The 16,422-nt window shown below is 65.3% G+C and carries 11 protein-coding genes and 1 tRNA gene; 7 read left to right on the top strand and 5 right to left on the bottom strand.

What is annotated here, in order from left to right; all coding sequences use genetic code 11:
• Positions 1–103: 103 nt before the first annotated feature.
• Positions 104–955, bottom strand: coding sequence for a PspA/IM30 family protein (locus tag FRC96_RS09985; RefSeq protein ID WP_146974349.1), 852 nt, complete (start codon positions 953–955; stop codon positions 104–106).
• Positions 956–975: 20 nt separating this feature from the next.
• Positions 976–2,160: a 3'-5' exoribonuclease YhaM family protein gene (locus FRC96_RS09980; RefSeq protein WP_146974348.1), complete on the bottom strand. Its 1,185-nt coding sequence runs from the start codon at positions 2,158–2,160 to the stop codon at positions 976–978.
• A 288-nt stretch (positions 2,161–2,448) separates the two neighbouring features.
• On the opposite strand from FRC96_RS09980, the gene FRC96_RS22640 reads away from it, so the two are divergent.
• The 4 genes from FRC96_RS22640 (at position 2,449) to FRC96_RS09960 (ending at position 9,147) form a co-directional block, all read left to right on the top strand.
• Entirely contained in the window at positions 2,449–4,731 is a 2,283-nt protein-coding gene (locus tag FRC96_RS22640; RefSeq protein ID WP_146974347.1) for a serine/threonine-protein kinase, read from the top strand.
• Between the two features lie 160 nt (positions 4,732–4,891).
• A complete protein-coding gene (locus FRC96_RS09970; RefSeq protein ID WP_146974346.1) occupies positions 4,892–7,192 on the top strand; it encodes a protein kinase domain-containing protein in 2,301 nt (766 codons plus the stop codon).
• Positions 7,193–7,393: 201 nt separating this feature from the next.
• Positions 7,394–8,233, top strand: coding sequence for a lysophospholipid acyltransferase family protein (locus FRC96_RS09965; RefSeq protein WP_434006975.1), 840 nt, complete (start codon positions 7,394–7,396; stop codon positions 8,231–8,233).
• A complete protein-coding gene (locus tag FRC96_RS09960; RefSeq protein ID WP_146974344.1) occupies positions 8,230–9,147 on the top strand; it encodes an SDR family oxidoreductase in 918 nt (305 codons plus the stop codon). The genes FRC96_RS09965 and FRC96_RS09960 overlap by 4 nt, the downstream gene beginning before the upstream one ends.
• Before the next feature lie 36 nt (positions 9,148–9,183).
• Here the strand turns inward: FRC96_RS09960 and FRC96_RS09955 are convergent, their stop codons facing one another.
• A complete protein-coding gene (locus tag FRC96_RS09955) occupies positions 9,184–10,806 on the bottom strand; it encodes a hypothetical protein (RefSeq protein ID WP_146974343.1) in 1,623 nt (540 codons plus the stop codon).
• 203 nt (positions 10,807–11,009) lie between these two features.
• Between FRC96_RS09955 and FRC96_RS09950 the strand changes: the two genes are divergently transcribed.
• Entirely contained in the window at positions 11,010–12,140 is a 1,131-nt protein-coding gene (locus tag FRC96_RS09950; protein ID WP_146974342.1) for a tetratricopeptide repeat protein, read from the top strand.
• 78 nt (positions 12,141–12,218) lie between these two features.
• A complete protein-coding gene (locus tag FRC96_RS09945) occupies positions 12,219–13,340 on the top strand; it encodes a LysM peptidoglycan-binding domain-containing protein (protein ID WP_230470089.1) in 1,122 nt (373 codons plus the stop codon).
• 416 nt (positions 13,341–13,756) lie between these two features.
• On the opposite strand, the gene FRC96_RS09940 is transcribed toward FRC96_RS09945, so the two are convergent.
• Entirely contained in the window at positions 13,757–14,524 is a 768-nt protein-coding gene (locus tag FRC96_RS09940; RefSeq protein WP_146974340.1) for a J domain-containing protein, read from the bottom strand.
• A gap of 171 nt (positions 14,525–14,695) precedes the next feature.
• A tRNA-Met gene (locus FRC96_RS09935) sits at positions 14,696–14,769 on the bottom strand.
• A 225-nt stretch (positions 14,770–14,994) separates the two neighbouring features.
• Here FRC96_RS09935 and FRC96_RS09930 point away from each other — a divergent pair.
• Positions 14,995–16,413, top strand: a complete 1,419-nt coding sequence (locus FRC96_RS09930) for a penicillin-binding transpeptidase domain-containing protein (RefSeq protein WP_146974339.1) — start codon at positions 14,995–14,997, stop codon at positions 16,411–16,413.
• Positions 16,414–16,422: the final 9 nt, after the last annotated feature.

Genomic DNA, 16,422 nt, shown 5'->3' with positions numbered 1-16,422 from the left:
TGTCTCAGCGAACTCTGGCGCTGGCGTTGTTGCCAGAGATGAAAAGGGCTCCCGAGTGGGAGCCCTTTTTTGTGGAGACGTGCCGTGTGCTTGCAGCGAAACCTTACTCCTGGAACTTGCGTTTAAGATCGGCCAGGTCGTCGCGGTCGTCCTCGTTTTTACGGGGGGCGTTTCGCGGTGCCGAAGACGATTCGCCGCGAGATTTGCGATCTTCGAGGCGGCTGAAGATCGCGTCGAGCTCGGCACGGCGAGGGTCGAGAGAGTTTCCGATGTCGCTGAGCTCGCGCATGGCTTCGATGTCGGCTTCCATGCTGTCGATCTTGCTGGACATGCGGTCGAACTCGCGCATGGAGCGGGTGGTATCGAAGGTATCATCGGTGACGAAGTCGGCCGGTGTCGGGCTGGATGTGCGCGGCGTGGTCGAGGAGGAGGTTTTGGGGGCAGGTGCGGCGTCGCCTTGCTCGCGGGCTTCCATGCGGCGGCGAAGCTCGGCGTCCCAGGCCGACTCATTGCGCAGTGAGGGGCGCGCACCGCTTTGCCGGCTGGAGGCGGCTCGCATCTTGCCGCGGGTACCTTCGAGTTTGTGCTCCAGCGCTTCAAGCGCGCGGGCAATGTCCTGCATGTAGGCGCGGTGTTCATCGAGCTGATCGCGCAGGCGGCGCGCCTCGACCGTGGCCTTGTTTTTGACGACGAGAGCTTCGCGGGCGAGGTCTTCATCGCCGTTGCGCAGGGCGAGCATGGCGCGATCTTCCCACTGGTCGGCCCTCTCGCGTTCGCTGCGGATCTGCTCAATGATCTGGCGCTCTCCGCGACGTAGCTCGGCCTGCTGGCGCTTCGCGTCGCGAAGGCTGGTCTCGACCTCGCGCAGGTTTGAGCGAACCCCACCGCGCTCGCTTCGCGAGCTCTCATTGAAGTTCGAGCGAATCAAGAGGTTGAGGCGGTCGAGGATGCTCATAAGGACTCCCTGCAGCGGGGTTATTCGCCAAAAAGGCTAAGGTTGTTGTCATCAACGCGGCGCGTGCGCGACTCCGAGCTCCGGCCGACCTCCGAGTCGGCCTGCGGCGCCTGGCCATTGAGACCTTCGGACGGGGACGCCGGCGCTCCGGGCACAAGGCCGGGGCCGCGCGAGGCGTCGCGGCTCAGACGCCCCTCATGCTCCCAGCGACCTCCCTGCGGCGGTGGCGCAACGAACATAAAACCTTCCAGCGCGCGGCGGTAATCCGACCAGCCACCGGCCTTCTCGTCACCGGTCATCAGGGGTTCGCAGGCATTCCAGCACATGTTCATGCGGCTGTCGATGAGGTCGAGGAAATGCAAGATCATCGCCTCGGCGGTGCGCGGTGTGACCGGCGAGCCGTACTCAAGCCGTCCGTGGTGGCTGAGCACCAGGTGCTTGAGGTGCGTGACAAGCTCCGCGTCCAGCGGGGGCTGTAGCGCCCCGGCCACCTGACCTACAATCTCGGCACCGCGGGCGATGTGGCCCACAAGGCGGCCTTCGGTGGTGTAATCGAAGCTGCGTCGGTACGAGAGCTCTTCGATCTTGCCCATGTCGTGCAGCACCACGCCGGCGACCACCAGATCGCTGTCCACCAGCCCCGGATAATAGGTCTGGTAATGGCGGGCCATCTGCAGGCCCAGGCGGGCCATCGAGAGGGTGTGCTCAAGCAGCCCCCCCAGGAAGTTGTGATGGTTGGTGACCGCCGCCGGCGCCTGCTTGTAGCGCGTGGCAAAGTTCTCATCATCGAGGAGCGCGTCGAGGAAGCGGCGCACCTCAGCGCTCTCAATACTGCTCTCAATCAGGTCACGAAGCTCCTCGAAGAGCAGGTCGGCCGACCAGCGCGAGTGCGGCATGTAGTCGGCGAGGTCGACGCCGGCGTCGTCCACGCGCTCCAGATCATTGAGGGTGATCTGCAGGTTGTCGCGGTAGCTGCTCACGCGTCCGCGGATGGCGACGAAGTCGTCGACATCTGCGCGCTTGTCGAGCACCAGCGCGTTGTCCCAGGCGCGCACCTCGATGGTGCCCGTGCGGTCTTGCAGCGTCATACTCAGGTAAGGATCGCCGGAGCGCGTCTCCCGAATGCTCTTGGCGGCGAGCAGGAAGGTGGATTCCACCACCGAGTTATCTTCAAGATCGGCAATAAACACTTTTGAGCGGGCCATCTGGGCGCTCCATCTTCAGAGGGACAGTTCGGCGCCCCGGCATCGGTGCGGGGCGATTGTTCAGCGTCACCGGCCCGGCATAGCACAGCGCGATGGGGCAAAAAAGGTGCGCGCTACCTCGTATTGCGATCGCGCTGGCCGTGATGATGAGCCGCTCTTCGCCTCACCAGGCCGATTTGTTGATCCCGACGACTACCGTGGCAGAATACTGGCGAGTATGCCTCGTCCGAGTGTCAACTGCCCGTGAAAAGAACAGGGATTGTTCGGGACGGCCACCCAGGAAGCGCTTTGAGTCAGGATGACGCCCAAAACCCGCGCCCGCGTCGCGACACCTCACCGGTCCATGATGACGCCCGGGAGTCCTCGCCATTGACGATGCCCTCGGATAAGCCGCAGGAGATCGCAGCCGGGGAGGCCCGCCAGATCGTCAAGATCTGCAAGAGCTGCATGGTCTCGCAGAAGAGCGGCGGGGGCTACTGCGTCAAGTGTGGCGCACCGCTGGTGCCCATTCGGGCGGTAAAAGACAGCTGCATCGGCGATGTGGTCGGTGGAAAGTTCAAGATCATCGAGCCCATCGGATCCGGCGGGATGGGCGATGTGTACCTGGGGCTCAACGAGAAGCTCGGGCAGCGCGTCGCGGTGAAGTTTCTCAACCAGAAGTTCACCTCCGATGAGCGCATCGTGCTCCGCTTTCTCAATGAGGCGCGCTCCTACTGCAAGGTCAACCACCCCAACGCGGTGACGCTTCTGGAGTACGGCCAGCATGAGAACGGCGCGCTCTACCTGATCACCGAGTTCATCGAAGGCAAAAGTCTCACCGAGGTGCTGCGCAATCAGGGGCCGCTGGATCGGGAGAACGTCGTCTCGATCGGGCTGCAGGTCTGCGAGGTGCTTCGTGCCGCGCACGCCCAGGGCGTGATTCACCGCGACTTAAAGCCCGATAACCTGATGTTGATGCCGGCTCGTAAGGGTCGCTTCGCGGTGAAGGTGCTCGACTTCGGTATTGCGAAGATCGCCGATGATGATGACGCCCCGATGACCGAGACGGGATCGATCTTTGGCACGCCGGAGTTCATGTCGCCGGAGCAGGCCAGGGGGGATGTGGCCGACCCGCGCTCGGATCTTTATGCGCTGGGCGTGATGCTCTTCTTTATGGCGACCGGGAAGTTGCCTTTTAAGGGGAAAAACAAGTTCGCGATCCTCAACAAGCAGCTCCATGACGCGCCACCGCTCCCGAGTCTGGTTCGACCCGGGGTGGAGGTGGATGAGAATCTGGAGGCGGTCATTCTGCGCTGTCTGGCCAAGGCTCCCGAGGATCGACCGGCGGATGCCGAGGCGCTGGCTGAGCTGCTGGAGGTGGTGGAAGGCGGCGGGCGTGTGGAGGCGCCTCGGGGCGCCCGGGAGGCCGGGCGTGCGGCGGCGCTCAAGCGCCAGGAGGCTGGCAGCCGGGGCCTGGCCGAGAGCAGTCAGGGGAGCGAGAGCGCCGATCTTCATGACGATGGCCTCTCCGGCCCCCGCATCGATGGTGAGCTTCAGCTGGAGAGCGGCCCTGTGGGGCCGGTGGAGATGGCGCTGGATTCGGATCCGGCGCCCGTCTTTCGCGCCGAGCTTGCCTCCGAGCCGAGTATGGATGGCGAGGAGGCGTTCGCCTTTGGAGGAACCGATGCCCCCTGGCCGCGTCGGCGTCGAAGACGACAACGCTCGCCAGCACTGGTCGCCGCGCTGAGCACCGTGGCGGTGGTGGGGCTGGCGATGGGGTGGAGCATCTGGCGAAACACCCAGGCCCCGACCGATGTCGTCGCTGAGGCCAGCGCGGAAGTTGGCCAGGGGCAATGGGCCGGCATTGAGGCCGCGGTCGGGTACCTTATTGAGGCCGGTCAGATTGAGGAGGCGCGCCAGGCGCTCGCCGCTGCCGCAAGTGACGATGTGCGCGCCGCGGCGCTTGAGACACGGATCAACCGCGTCGCGAACCTTGAACGCCAGCTTGGCGCGGCGCTCGGTGCCAGACAATGCGACCAGGCCCGGGAGCACTATGAGGCACTTCTGGCGCACTCCCCCGGTGCGGCCACCGCCAGGATTGAGGCAGTCGAGGCGTGCGGTGAGGCGTCTGCCAGAAGACCCGCCTCAACGCGGCCCGCGCCAGACCAGGCGCCTAAACCCGAGCCGGAAGTCTCGACACCGCCACCAGAACGAGCTCCCGATTCCGTGCCGCCCGAACCCGCCTCGCCAGAACCGGAAGCCCCTGAGCCTCAGGAGCCGACGGCACCTGAACCTCCTGCATCGGCGCCCGCAGAAGACGACGCGACGGAAGTGCCCGCAGAAGCTTCGCCGGACACCGGGCCGTCAGCCGTTGAGACGTCTCCGGATGCCACTCCGAAAGACGATGAGCCGGCCGCTGCACCGGTGAGTGAGGATGCGGCGAATGCTCCCGACGCTACGGAGGCGGAAGATGCCCGCGGTGAGGGTGGGGAGCTGACCTCGGACGACGAGGCGGCAGAGTCTTCCGAGGATGACGCGCCCGATGCGGGGACGTCCGAGGATGGGATGGCGCTTCCGCCGCGTCAGCTCTAAGGAGCGCGCAGCCTTGTGTTGCGCGTGCGGGGGCAATTTGCTAATCCCTGCGATCCGTTTATCTGTACCCAGAATGCGCCCTGATTTCGCCGACCTACCCCCTGTGGTCCGGGCGAGCGAAGGGGCGCTTAAGCCCGGAGATTCCGGGAGGTAAAAGACCGTGCTCTGTCATCAGTGTGGAAGTCCAGTCGAAGACGATGCGCAGAAGTGCCCCAACTGCGGGGTGGGGCTGCGTCGCGCGCGCCGCAAAACCAAAACCTCGGCCGAAGGGCTGCGTAGGATGACGATGGAGCTTAAGGCGCTTGACGTCCAGGGGCTCTACTTTCCGCCTGGCGAGGTCATCGCCGAGCGCTTTAAACTTGAAGAGCGCATCGGCGAGGGGAGTTTCGGTCAGGTCTACCGGGCCGAAGACACGCTCATTGAGACCGATGTCGCCATCAAGCTCTTCGCCACCGATGTGCTTCGCACTCCCATTGATGAGGAGCGCTTCTTGAAAGCGACGCGGGCGGCCCGGGCGCTGACCCAGCGCAATGTGGTGCGACTCCATGATAGCGGCGTGCATAAGGGGCACCCCTGGGTGTCGATGCAGCACCTGGAGGGGCTAAGCCTCGACAAAGTGCTGAAGATGCGCAGCGAGCGCGAGCAGCGCTTCGAGCTCGACGAGCTGGAGCCGATTATCCAGCAGATCACGCTGGCCTTGCAGCATATCGGCCGCGACTACCCGCACGGCAACCTCAAGCCGCAGAACATCATTCTGATGCCGGACCTGCTCAAGGTTACCGACACCTATGTGCTGGCCGCGCTGGCGCCAGAGGTCTTTGCGGGCCGGGCCGATGAGAGCCCCTTTGTGGCGCCGGAGCTGCGCAGCGCCTCGGTGACGCCGGATGCGCGCGTGGACGTCTACAGCGTGGGCGCCCTGATCAAAGCGATGGTCTTCGGGCAGGAGCACAGCGCGGGGAGCTACCGGGGGGATTCGCAGCTGGAAGCGGTCGACGCGCTTGTGCGTCGGGCTATGGCCTTTGATCGCGGGGAGCGCTACGCCTCGGTCGAGGCGCTCAGCGAGGACTTCTCGACAATCGTGGATACGGGACTTCGCCTGGCAAACGCCGGGGTGGTCAGCGAAGCGCCGGCGGCTCCGCCGGCTCCTCCCGTCGCCCCGCCCGGAGCGCCGGGGGCCGATCCGCTCGCGGTCGAGACGCCGATGGATATTGGCGAGCCCCTCGAAGACGACATCGCCACCGTCGAGGTGAAGCGATCGAGCCAAAAGCCCGAGCTCATCGACATGTTGCCGACCAACGAGGTCGATCGCGATGCCCACCCGACCCCGGCAAAGGCTCCGAGCGCCCCGGCTCCGCCTGTGGCCCCTCCGACGGCACCTCCGGAGGCGCCCGAAGCGCCGCTTGCCAGCGATGAGCCCGAGCTTGAAGAGCGCCCCCCGGTGGTTCCGACCCAGGTGGCTGCCGCGCCGAAAGCCCATACAAAGCCGGCACGCAAGGAGTCGAAATCTTCGGCGGGCTTGATCGCAGCGATCGTGCTTGTGGTGGTCCTGGTCGCGGCCTTTGCGCTGACGCGCGGCGGTGAAGAGGAAACCACCACCACGTCGGAGCCCGTCGCCCAGGCCAATGAGACCGTGGAGGTCGCAGCCGAGCCAGACGAGACACCTGCTCCAGACGCCGGCGATGACGCCGATGAGGCGGCCGCCCGGGCCGAGCGTGAGGCGTTTGCGGCCCTTCTGGCCCAGGCCGAGCCACAGACCGAGAAGGCGCTCAGCGACGCCACCCAGGCCGCGCAAACCCGCGCCGAAGAGCTCGCCGAAGATGCTCGCCAGGCCGAAGAAGCGGCGACCACTGAGTCGGTCGTTGCTCAGGCCAGCTCCCCGGCCTCTTCTGGAGGCGCGGGCAACGGAAGCTCGGCCAGCCAACCCGCGCAGACTGGCGGGGCATCGCGCCCGACCCAGCAGGCTCCCCGGCCGGCTGCTAACGCTACGAACTGCCCTCCCGGCATGCTGCTCGTCCGTGCCAACGCGGGCAACTTCTGCGTCGATGCGTACGAGTATCCGGGACGGGGCCGCGCCCCCAAAAACCGCGTGACCTGGTTCGAAGCGCGCCGCCTCTGCGCCCAGGACAACAAACGCCTCTGCACCATGAGCGAGTGGCGCTCGGCCTGCGGCGGCTCGGCGTTCCCTTACGGCAACTCCTACGACGCCGACCGCTGCAACACCGCCGACGAAGACGGCTTTGAGCGCAGCCTGGCCGCCGCCGGCAGCTTTGCGCAATGCCGCAGCCGCTCGGGCGCGTTTGATATGACGGGCAACGTCTTTGAGTGGGTGGAAGAGCAGCGCGTGGCGGGCGGCGGCTACGACAGCGAGTCGGAAGTGGCCTCCTGCCGCTACTCCTCGCCGAAAGCACCCGGCTCGGGTGAGGCCAACATCGGCTTCCGCTGCTGCGCCACCCCCGAGTGAGCATTCTCGCGCGAAGCGATGAGTCACATTGAGAGCGCGCCCTTTGAACAGGGCGCGCTCTCTGCGTTTTGCGACCGTGAGAATCCTCAACGCGTTGGGCAACGGAGACGTTGAGAGCGCCCGAGAAGATCTCGCGCACCCCGGGGCGCACGTGGTATGACCAGCTGCCATTTGCAGTGTTAACGAGGATGTACCCCCATGATGTCTGACGTGCTGGTCGACGCGCAGGTTGCTGAGGCGATCCGTCGCCTTGAACTTCCTTTTAACCGTTACGGGCTCGACCCTTACGGCATCTCCCGAGATCATCTGGAGATCTTTTTCTCGATGCTCGCGCCATTCTACCGCACCTATTTTCGGGTGCGTTGTTTCGGGCAGGAGCATGTGCCCGCGCAGGGCCGGGTGATGGTCGTCGGCAACCACTCCGGCGGGCTTCCTGTGGATGGGGCGATGGTGTTGGCCTCGCTTCTGCTGGGGTTGGAGTCGCCGAGGCTCGGCCAGGGGATGGTCGAGAAGTTTGCCAACCGCTGGCCCTTCGTCTCGCACTGGTTCAGCCGGGTGGGGCAGTTCACCGGGCTTCCCGAGCATGCCGAGCGACTGCTCGAAGATGAGCGCTGCCTGATGGTCTTTCCCGAGGGGGCCCGGGGCACCGGCAAGCTCTACCGCGACCGCTACAAGCTGGTGCGTTTTGGCAGCGGATTTGTCCGCCTGGCGATGAAGACCAACACGCCGATCGTTCCCTTTGCCTTCATCGGCGGGGAGGAGGCCATCCCGACCGTAAGGCACCTCAAAGGGCTGGCGAAGATGATCGGCGCACCTTACATCCCGCTGACCAGCTACGGTCTGCCGCTGCCCCTGCCGGTGGCCTGCCAGATCTTCTACGGAGAGCCGCTGGTCTTTGAGGGCACCGGCACCGAGACCGACGACGTGATTCTGGGGCATGTGCAGCGGGTGCAAGACGAGATCGCCGCGCTGATTGAACGCGGGCGCACCTGGCGCCGCGGCGCGGTCGAGCGCGGCGAGCTTGAGGGAGGTATGCGATGAAGGTGCTGATCACCGGGATCGCCAGCGCGCTGGGCCGACTTCTGACGGCGGAGCTCTTAAGCGAGGGCCATGAGGTCCTGGGCATCGACCGCCGCTTCTGGGCGGACGCGCCCGAGGGCGTGAAGATCTTTCATGTCGATGTGCGCAAGCGCCCGGCCGAAGAGGTCTTTCGCACCGAGCGCCCCGACGCGGTCATTCATATGGCCACGGTCACCCACTTCTCGGCCCGACCCCAGGAGCGCTACCGCATCAACCTCGGCGGTACGCGCGTGGTCTTTGAGCACTGCGATACCTACGGGGTCAAACAGGCGATCTTTGTCGGGCGGCACACCTTCTACGGGGCGGACGCGGAGTCGCCGCTCTACCACACCGAGGAGGAGCCCCCGATGGCGGTGAGCACCTTCCCGGAGCTTGCGGACCTGGTGGCGGCCGATCTTTTTGCAGGCTCGGCGCTCTGGCGTTTTCCGAAGATCGACACCGTGGTGCTACGCATCTGCTATGCCCTGGGAGATGCTGGCCAGGGCACGCTGGCGTCGTATCTGCGCGGTCCCCGGGTACCCACGGTGCTCGGCTTTGACCCGCTGTATCAGTTCATTCATGACCGGGACATGGCGCGTGCGATCGCGCTGGCGCTCAACGCGAGGTTGCGCGGGATCTTCAACGTGGCCGGGCCCCCGCCGGTGCCGCTCTCGTTGCTCATCAAGGCGACCGGGCGCAAGCAGCTGGCGCTCCCGGAGCCGCTCTTTACCAGCGCGCTGGGGCGGTTTGGGCTGCCGAAGTTGCCGCCAGGCTCGCTCAACCACGTCAAATACCCGGTGGTCGTCGATGGGGCGCGTTTCGCCGAGGCGACCGGGTTTGAGCCCCGTTACGACGAGGTTCAGACGATGGATTCGTTTATGTGGGCGACCTTCTAGCCACGGCGCACACGGGCCTTATGGCCCGCAACCATCTCAATCTCTGGGGGGCCCCGGGATGAAGTGGGCTTCGATGAAGTCGGCGTCGTTTCGGCGTCGCCGAAGGGTGGCCAGCGCGTCGTGCGCGTCCTGACGGACCTGCGTGTCGTCGTGCTCGCAGAGCTCGATTAAGCGCTGGTAGGCGGTGTCGCTGGCGCTTCGGCAGAGCAGGGGGATGCGGTGGCGTTCGGGATCGAGGGCGGGGTTTTGGCCAGCCTCATCCAGCGCATGCAGACCCTGCGGGGCGACGCGAATGAGGATGTCGGCGGCGCGCGAGGCGGGCTTGTTGTCGGCGCCCGAGGCGATGGCGATGAGCCGGCCGAGCTGATCGTCGGGCCAGGCCTCGGTGGCGCGCAGGCTGAGGGCGTCGAGAAGTTCCAGGGAGGCGACCTGAAGCGGTCTGTGCTGGCCGGGGAGGTTGAGGGTGACGATGGCGAGCGCTCGGAGCTCGGGCAGAGGGCTGGCATCGCTCGGGAGGCGTCGCGCCGCGGCCCGAAGGGTCCAGGCCAGCGCCATGGCGGCCGACTCGGCGCCGGCGTGCTGCAGCCGTTGCACGCTGATGTCGGCGGCGCGGATTACCCGCGCCAGGGTAGCCTCTTCAAACGCTCCGGGAAGATGCGCCAGGGCGCGCGCGGCGGCTTCGTTGGTTGCCGGGTCCGACTCCAGCAGCATGCTGACGAGCGCGCGTTCGACCTGAGGATCTTCGGGGGAGAGGGCAGCACACAGGGCCGCGCCCGCCTGGCGGGTCAGGACGTCCGGATGGGCCAGGGCGCGGCGAGTCGCCTCCAGCTCCGCTGTGCTCGCCGGTGAGGAGGCGAAGGCAGCGAGAGCCTGCAACGCGAGCGTGAAGCGGTCGCTGTCGCGGGACGCAAGGTAGGGCTGAAGGAGCTCGCGCGCGTCGGGCTCCGGTGAAGCGATGAGGATCTGCAGCGCCTGATCGATCGGCCCTTGATGCCGCTTGAGGATAGTGCAGGCTATCGCAGTGCGGTCCGGGCGCCGGCGCCACTCGCGTACCAGCACTCGCCGCCGGGGGCCGGCGGAGGCGATGAGGTCCTCGCTAACCTCCTGACGCGACCGCGTCTGCCCGCCATCAAGTGTCAGGTTGCTCAGAGTTCCCAGTGTGGCGCGAAGCTCGGCCGGGTTCGACTCCGACAGAGGCTCGCGCAGGCTCTCCACGCGCATCGCGGAGCGGGCGTCGCCGACGCGCTGAAGCATACGCAGGGCGCCGCCAACAACCTCCGGATCACGGTCCTCCAGCAGATCTTCGGAGAAGGCTCGGGTGCGTCCGCGCAGGGCGCTGTCGCTCTCGGCATGCTCCTCCACCAGCCGCTGGAGCAGGGCCATCGCCAGGGTGCGTCCGCTTTGTTCCTCGATCACCTCGGACGTATCAAAGATGTAGCGCATCAACGCCAGGGCAGCCTCGCTATCGACGCGGGAGCCCAGCCAGCGCAGCAGGGCGCGATGCACCCGGGGGCTGATCAGTCCCAGGCTGGCCAGAGCGACCTCCCGGGCTTCTTCGCCCCGGGCGGTGAGCGTGGCCAGGAGCTCATCCTGGTGGATGGCATCGGGGTGATCGAGACGAGCGATCGTACGGGCGATGTCGCCGCGAGAATCGGGCATGAGGAGGGCTCCGGTGAGGACAAAAAAAGCTGATGCGAAGTTGGAAAACTCCAGTATTTATGCGGTCAAAGCGGTCTTTCAACTTTCTTGACACGATCCCGGCCCATGTTAGCATCGCTCCCGTCTGCATGTCAGCACAGCACCTATCAGACGCCGAATTCTTGCGACGAAGTCCCCGGGAGAAGGGGCGTCAGGAGGCTTTTTTGTCGAAGCACACTCCCCAACATCGAGCGCGTCCTACGCGGCTTCGTGCCCGCGCGGTGGCGGCCTACCTCTTTGGTCCGACCCTCTTTCTGGGGGCCTGCGCGCAGCAGCAACCCGTGGAAGATGTGCTCACCCGGGCGGAGCTCGTCGAGGTTCAGGAGCGCGTCGAGGATGTCGAGCGCACCAACGGCCGGCTCACCGTACGCATCGAAGAGATGGAGCGTCAGCTGGTGCTGATGCAGGACCGGGTGGAGGCGAACCGCATCGTCTTGCAACGCCGGGGATATCTGCGCAACAGCCATGAGGCCTTCGCGCGTGCCGAGCCCTCACGACCGGCGCCGGCGCCGGAGTCCCATTATTCGCAGCGCGCCCCGCAGAACGACAGCTATTACGACGGCTACAGCGCTCGGCCGCAGCCGCCGGTGGAGCGTCGTCCGGTGACGCATATCCCGCTCTCCGACCAGCAGTCCGGCCGCCAGCAGGCGCCGGTGCAGGAGCATATCGAGATCGTGGTCGAGGAGCCTGCCGCCGCCGATGAAGAGACGGTGGTCTTCACCAACGAAGATCTCGCGGCGTATTTCGGGCAGGAGCAGACCGAGGCGCCCGCGCCAAAAGCCAACGCCAGCAGCGGCGGCGCACGTCGTGCCCAGGCGCCGGTCACCGATGAACGGCTGGCGACCCGGGACGAGGCCGCGCAGGCGGCGCCGGCACCCTCGTCGGCAGCAGCGCCCCAGTCTCAGCGGGAGCTTCTGGAGCTCTACCAGGAGGCGCTGACCAGCTACCGGGCCGGCTCCTATGGCGAGGCGCTCGAAGGTTTTGAGACCTTTCTGCGCGGCGAACCTCGCGAAGACTATATCGATAACGCGCTCTACTGGATCGGTGAATGCCACTACGGGCTGGGCAACTTCAGCCAGGCCGTCACCCAGTTTGAGCGCATCCTCACCGAACTTCCCGGCGCGGCGAAGGTTCCCGACGCGATGCTGAAGATGTCGCTGGCCTACGATCGGCTCGGGCAGCCGGGCAGGGCGGTGGAGCTGTTGCGCAGGCTCAGCGAAGAGTACCCCACGACCAATGCTGGTAAGCTCGGCATCAAGCGTCTTGAGGAGCACCCGCAGCGGGATGCAACCTGAGACGCAACGTGGCACCATCATCAAAGACACGATGAATGAATGCCCCACCTGAGGGCAGGACACACATCTGGAGCAGATATGTCGAAGAAGAAGGTCGGACCCAGCCTGCGCCGCGGCGCCTCCCGGGTGATCAGTGGCGGGATTATGGCCGCGGTGAGCGTGGCGATTTTCGGGGTGCCGCCTCTGCCTCAGGCGCAGGCCCAGTCGCCGAATGTGTACGCCAGCGATCTGCCCGACTACCACGTGATTCGTGAGGGCGACACGATCTGGGACCTCTCCGGAAGTTATTACGGCGACCCCTACCAGTGGCCGCGGATGTGGAGCTACAACGCGCACATCACCAACCCGCACTGGGTCTATCCGGGTGATATCGTCTACCTGCAGGAGGCCCCCGAGCCGCAGGCCGCGACCGAGGGGGCGTCGCCCGCCGCGGCGGCCCAGAGCAGCTCCCAGCCGCCGCCGAGCGGGATGTACCTGCCGACCGGCGGCATGATCACCGCCGAAGAGCTGGCCTACACCGGCCGCATCATCGGCTCGCCCAAAGAAGCCGCAATGCTTGGCGAGCACGACGCGGTCTGGGTCGGCTTTGGCGAAGACGCCTACACCGAGCGCGAACGCGAAGAGATGAAAGAGGAAGATCGCACGGTGATGGAGGAGCAAGAGGTTGCCGTGGGTGACCGCTTCGCGGTGGTTCGCCTTCAGGATGAGATCACCGATGAGGAGGGCAACGCGCTGGGCCAGAAGTATGTTGTGCTGGGCAGTGTCGTGATCACCGAAGTCTCGGAGAATCACGCTGAAACGGCGATGATCGACCAGTCCTGGCGGGAGATGGAGCGCGGCGATGTGCTCGTGCCTTATGAGCGTCAGCTCAAAGCGGTGCAGCCGCGCCAGGCCGAAGATGACCTCATCGCACATATCGTCGACACGCTGCAGCCGGGCTTTGCCTTTGGCACCGACCAGTATGTGTTTGTGGACCGCGGCGCCGAGGACAACGTGCGCGTGGGCAACCGCTTCTTCATCTACCAGCGTTTTGAGGGCCTGGGTCGACCGGGAACGGCTCCCGACGATGAGATTCCCTGGCAGCGTGTGGGTCAGGTGCTGGTGGTCGATGTGCGCGAGAACTACTCGACGGCCATCATCACCAAAGCCAGCCGCGAGATCGTGGTCGGTGACCGGCTGGAGATGTACGCCGGCTACTGAGCCCGCGTCATAGATCCGGGCGCGATGTGGCGCCCGATACGAGAGCGTTCCCGGAGCGAACGCATGGCGAGACGCCCGAGGCCGATGATGCGGCCGCGGGCGTTTTGTCGTGTGGGGTGGATACAACCAACTCAATATCCATTGTGAGAATGGGTGGGAGAGGCTGAGAAGTTGGTGTGTGTTCGCGGCGCTATCCGGCCAGGCGAAGAGGCGCGTAGCGTAACTCTCGGAATCATGATCTCGGCGAGAGTGGTCAGCCAACCCTCACCGTGGCGCTCCATATCCATGAGTTAACATAATATACACTATCGGACGTTAATAGTCTGACAAAAGAGAGGGGCGCATTCGGTGGTGTGACGAGGTGATCCGAATGCGCCCCGCTTGTTGGGGTCTTTCGTGAGGCTCACCCGCGGTCATCAGGATGGCTTGAGCTTGTCCATCAGCTGGGCGAAGAAGCCTTTCTTCTTGTTCTTGCGCATGTCCATCAAGCGCAGGTGGCGCTTGGCCTCGACGTTGCGAGGGTTGTGCTGCATCGCCTGATGAAAGAGTCCTTCGGCCTCGCGGGTGCGGCCGAGCCCTTCGGCCACCACACCCATAAACGTGAGCAACCAGTCACGGTCGGTGAGCTCCATGCTGATGGTGTCGAGCTCTTTGAAGATCTCTTGAGCGCGGGTGCGCTTGAGCGGTGTGCCCTCGGCGTTCTTCGGAATGAGCAGGTACTCGGTGTAGAGAAAATGCGCCCGATACTCCTGGTCGTCCTCGTTGTGCTCACTGGCGATCTTGAACTGCTCGTGGGCACCGGCGTGAGCGCCCGTCTCAAGCATCTTCTGGCCTTTGCGAAAGGCGTTCTCGGCGGTGAGGATCGAACTGATGTCGGTGTTGGCGCCGGAGAGCTGAAGATCGTACTCCGCGCGCTTATCCGGGTCGGTGAGCACCTGGTGCGCGGTGTTGATGGTGGCGAAGATCTCCTGGACGAGCTTTTTGTCGTCTCCCAGCTCATGGGCGCTAAAACGGTCGACGTGCCACTTCTTGGCGAGCTGGCGAAACTCTTTGGTCGCCTGCTGCTTGATGATCGCGTCATCGAGCCCACTCTTGAGTCCCAGAAGATCGTAATAGCTGGTCTCGGCGAGGCTCTGATGCATCTGCCGAATCTCGCGGCGTACGGCTTCGGTATCTTGACTCATGCTGGGGGCTCCTGGAGGGGGCAAAGTCCGCCAAAACTGGCGGTCTGACGGCGAATTCAAGCGCCCGAAGTCTACTGAATCCAGCGCGCACTGACAACGCGCAAGCCGGGGGGCATCGGCGCCACAACGAAAAGCCCCCGCAGCGCGGACGCTGCGGGGGCTTCTCTGGAGTGGCTACGCAGGGACTTGAACCCCGGACCTAGCGGATATGAGCCGCTCGCTCTAACCAGCTGAGCTACGTAGCCTTATGGGAGCCTGCGGTGTTTTCACCGCCGACGTGGCGCAGAGAAATAGGGCCTTTGAGGGGGGACGTCAAGACTGTTTTGCAGTCTCGGTGCAAATTTTCGCCAACCGAGCAGAAAATCGCGGGAGGAAATTGACACTCGGTCCATCCCGGGTACAACGGAAGTCCCCGTCTGGGCACAGAAAATTACAAGTACACTTCATTCACACCACTTCGGCGACGCTTTATGAAAAAGCCAATCTCAGGACGAGATCGCGTCTGGACCACGATGGTCACCACCGCCGCGCTAACCTTTGGGGTCGTGGGAGCGACCGTCATGACCGCCGGGGCAAGCCCCCCGGTGCAGGAAGTCGAGCGCGCCCAGCAGGTCGCGGAGCGCGCTGCCGCCGCCGATAGCGCGGTGCGTACGCTGCGCCTGAGTGCGGCGCGCGAGGAGGCGCAGGCTCAGGCTCGCCAGCGCGCCGAGCGCCTGGTGGGTGTGGCCAGCACCTTTGAGCCGGTGGAGTTTCCGGCGCTTCCCGACAACTGGGTGGCCGCCGGCCTCGACATCTCCAAAGCGGAGGTCGTGGGCGATAAGCTCGTGCAGACGCTCCCCAGCGGCGCGCGTGTGGTGCTGACCCTGGATCCGGAGCTGCAGTCCTACCTGGACCAGATGCTCCAGGCCAACCTCGTGCCTCACGGTGGCGTGGTGCTCATGGAGCCGCACACCGGCCGGGTGCTCGCCATGGCCGAGAACTCCAGGCGTGGCGAGCAGTACGATCACTTCACCCGTCAGGCGCAGGCGCCCTCGGCGTCGGTCTTTAAGATCGTGACGGCGGCGGCACTGCTTGAAGGGGAAGGCGTCGATCCGCATCAGGAGGTCTGCTACCACGGCGGCACGCGCGGGCTGTCCGTGCGCAACATCGAGGGGAGCCCCCGGCTCGACAACCGCTGCAACGACCTCGAGGGCGCCCTGGCCTGGTCGATCAACTCGCTGATCGCGAAGCAGGCCTACCAGAACCTCTCGGCCGATGAGCTTCTGAGCTGGGCGGAGCGTTTTGGCTACAACCAGGAGATCCCCTTTGAGCTGCCGGTGCAGATCAGTGAGGCCTACCGGGTCGACGATCCGCACGAGCGGGCGCGGGCTGCGGCGGGCTTCTGGCACTCGCACTTAAGCCCGATTCACGGCGCGATGATCGGCGCGGCGATGGCCAACGAAGGCGTGATGATGCGCCCTACCCTCATCGATCGCTATGAGGCGCCGGACGGGACGACGCTCTATGAGTTCGAGCCGAAGGTCTTTCGCGAAGTGATGGCACCGGAGACCGCGCGTAAGCTCAGTGAAATGATGGTGACCACGGCCGAGCGTGGCACGGCGCGTCGTTACTTCGGGCATAACCGCCTCTTCCCGCGATCGGTGGAAGTCAGCGGTAAGACCGGCACCCTCTCCAACCAGGATCCCTTCCTGCGCTTTACCTGGTTCGTGGGCTTTGCTCGCCATAAAGAGTGGGATGACGACCGTGGCGTGGCTGTGGCCGGCCTGATGGCCAACGACCCGGCCTGGCACCTCGTGGGCCCGCAGGGGGCCAGCGAGGGGCTGCGTCGCTACTACCAGCTCGCCAGCGAGCGCCGTCAGGATGTCGATGAGGCCGTCGCCTCGCGCTGAACGACGCAG

The organism is Lujinxingia vulgaris, assembly GCF_007997005.1.
GTDB lineage: Bacteria > Myxococcota_A > Bradymonadia > Bradymonadales > Bradymonadaceae > Lujinxingia.
This window is presented reverse-complemented; position numbering and strand designations above follow the sequence as displayed.

Bases quoted from the DNA above. Each gene is read 5' to 3' on its own strand.
- FRC96_RS09940 (WP_146974340.1), bottom strand. From the start codon at position 14,524: ATGAGTCAAGATACCGAAGCCGTACGCCGCGAGATTCGGCAGATGCAT.
- FRC96_RS09945 (WP_230470089.1), top strand. From the start codon at position 12,219: ATGTCGAAGAAGAAGGTCGGACCCAGCCTGCGCCGCGGCGCCTCCCGG.
- FRC96_RS09960 (WP_146974344.1), top strand. From the start codon at position 8,230: ATGAAGGTGCTGATCACCGGGATCGCCAGCGCGCTGGGCCGACTTCTG.
- FRC96_RS09930 (WP_146974339.1), top strand. From the start codon at position 14,995: ATGAAAAAGCCAATCTCAGGACGAGATCGCGTCTGGACCACGATGGTC.
- FRC96_RS09985 (WP_146974349.1), bottom strand. From the start codon at position 955: ATGAGCATCCTCGACCGCCTCAACCTCTTGATTCGCTCGAACTTCAAT.
- FRC96_RS09965 (WP_434006975.1), top strand. From the start codon at position 7,394: ATGTCTGACGTGCTGGTCGACGCGCAGGTTGCTGAGGCGATCCGTCGC.
- FRC96_RS09955 (WP_146974343.1), bottom strand. From the start codon at position 10,806: ATGCCCGATTCTCGCGGCGACATCGCCCGTACGATCGCTCGTCTCGAT.
- FRC96_RS09980 (WP_146974348.1), bottom strand. From the start codon at position 2,160: ATGGCCCGCTCAAAAGTGTTTATTGCCGATCTTGAAGATAACTCGGTG.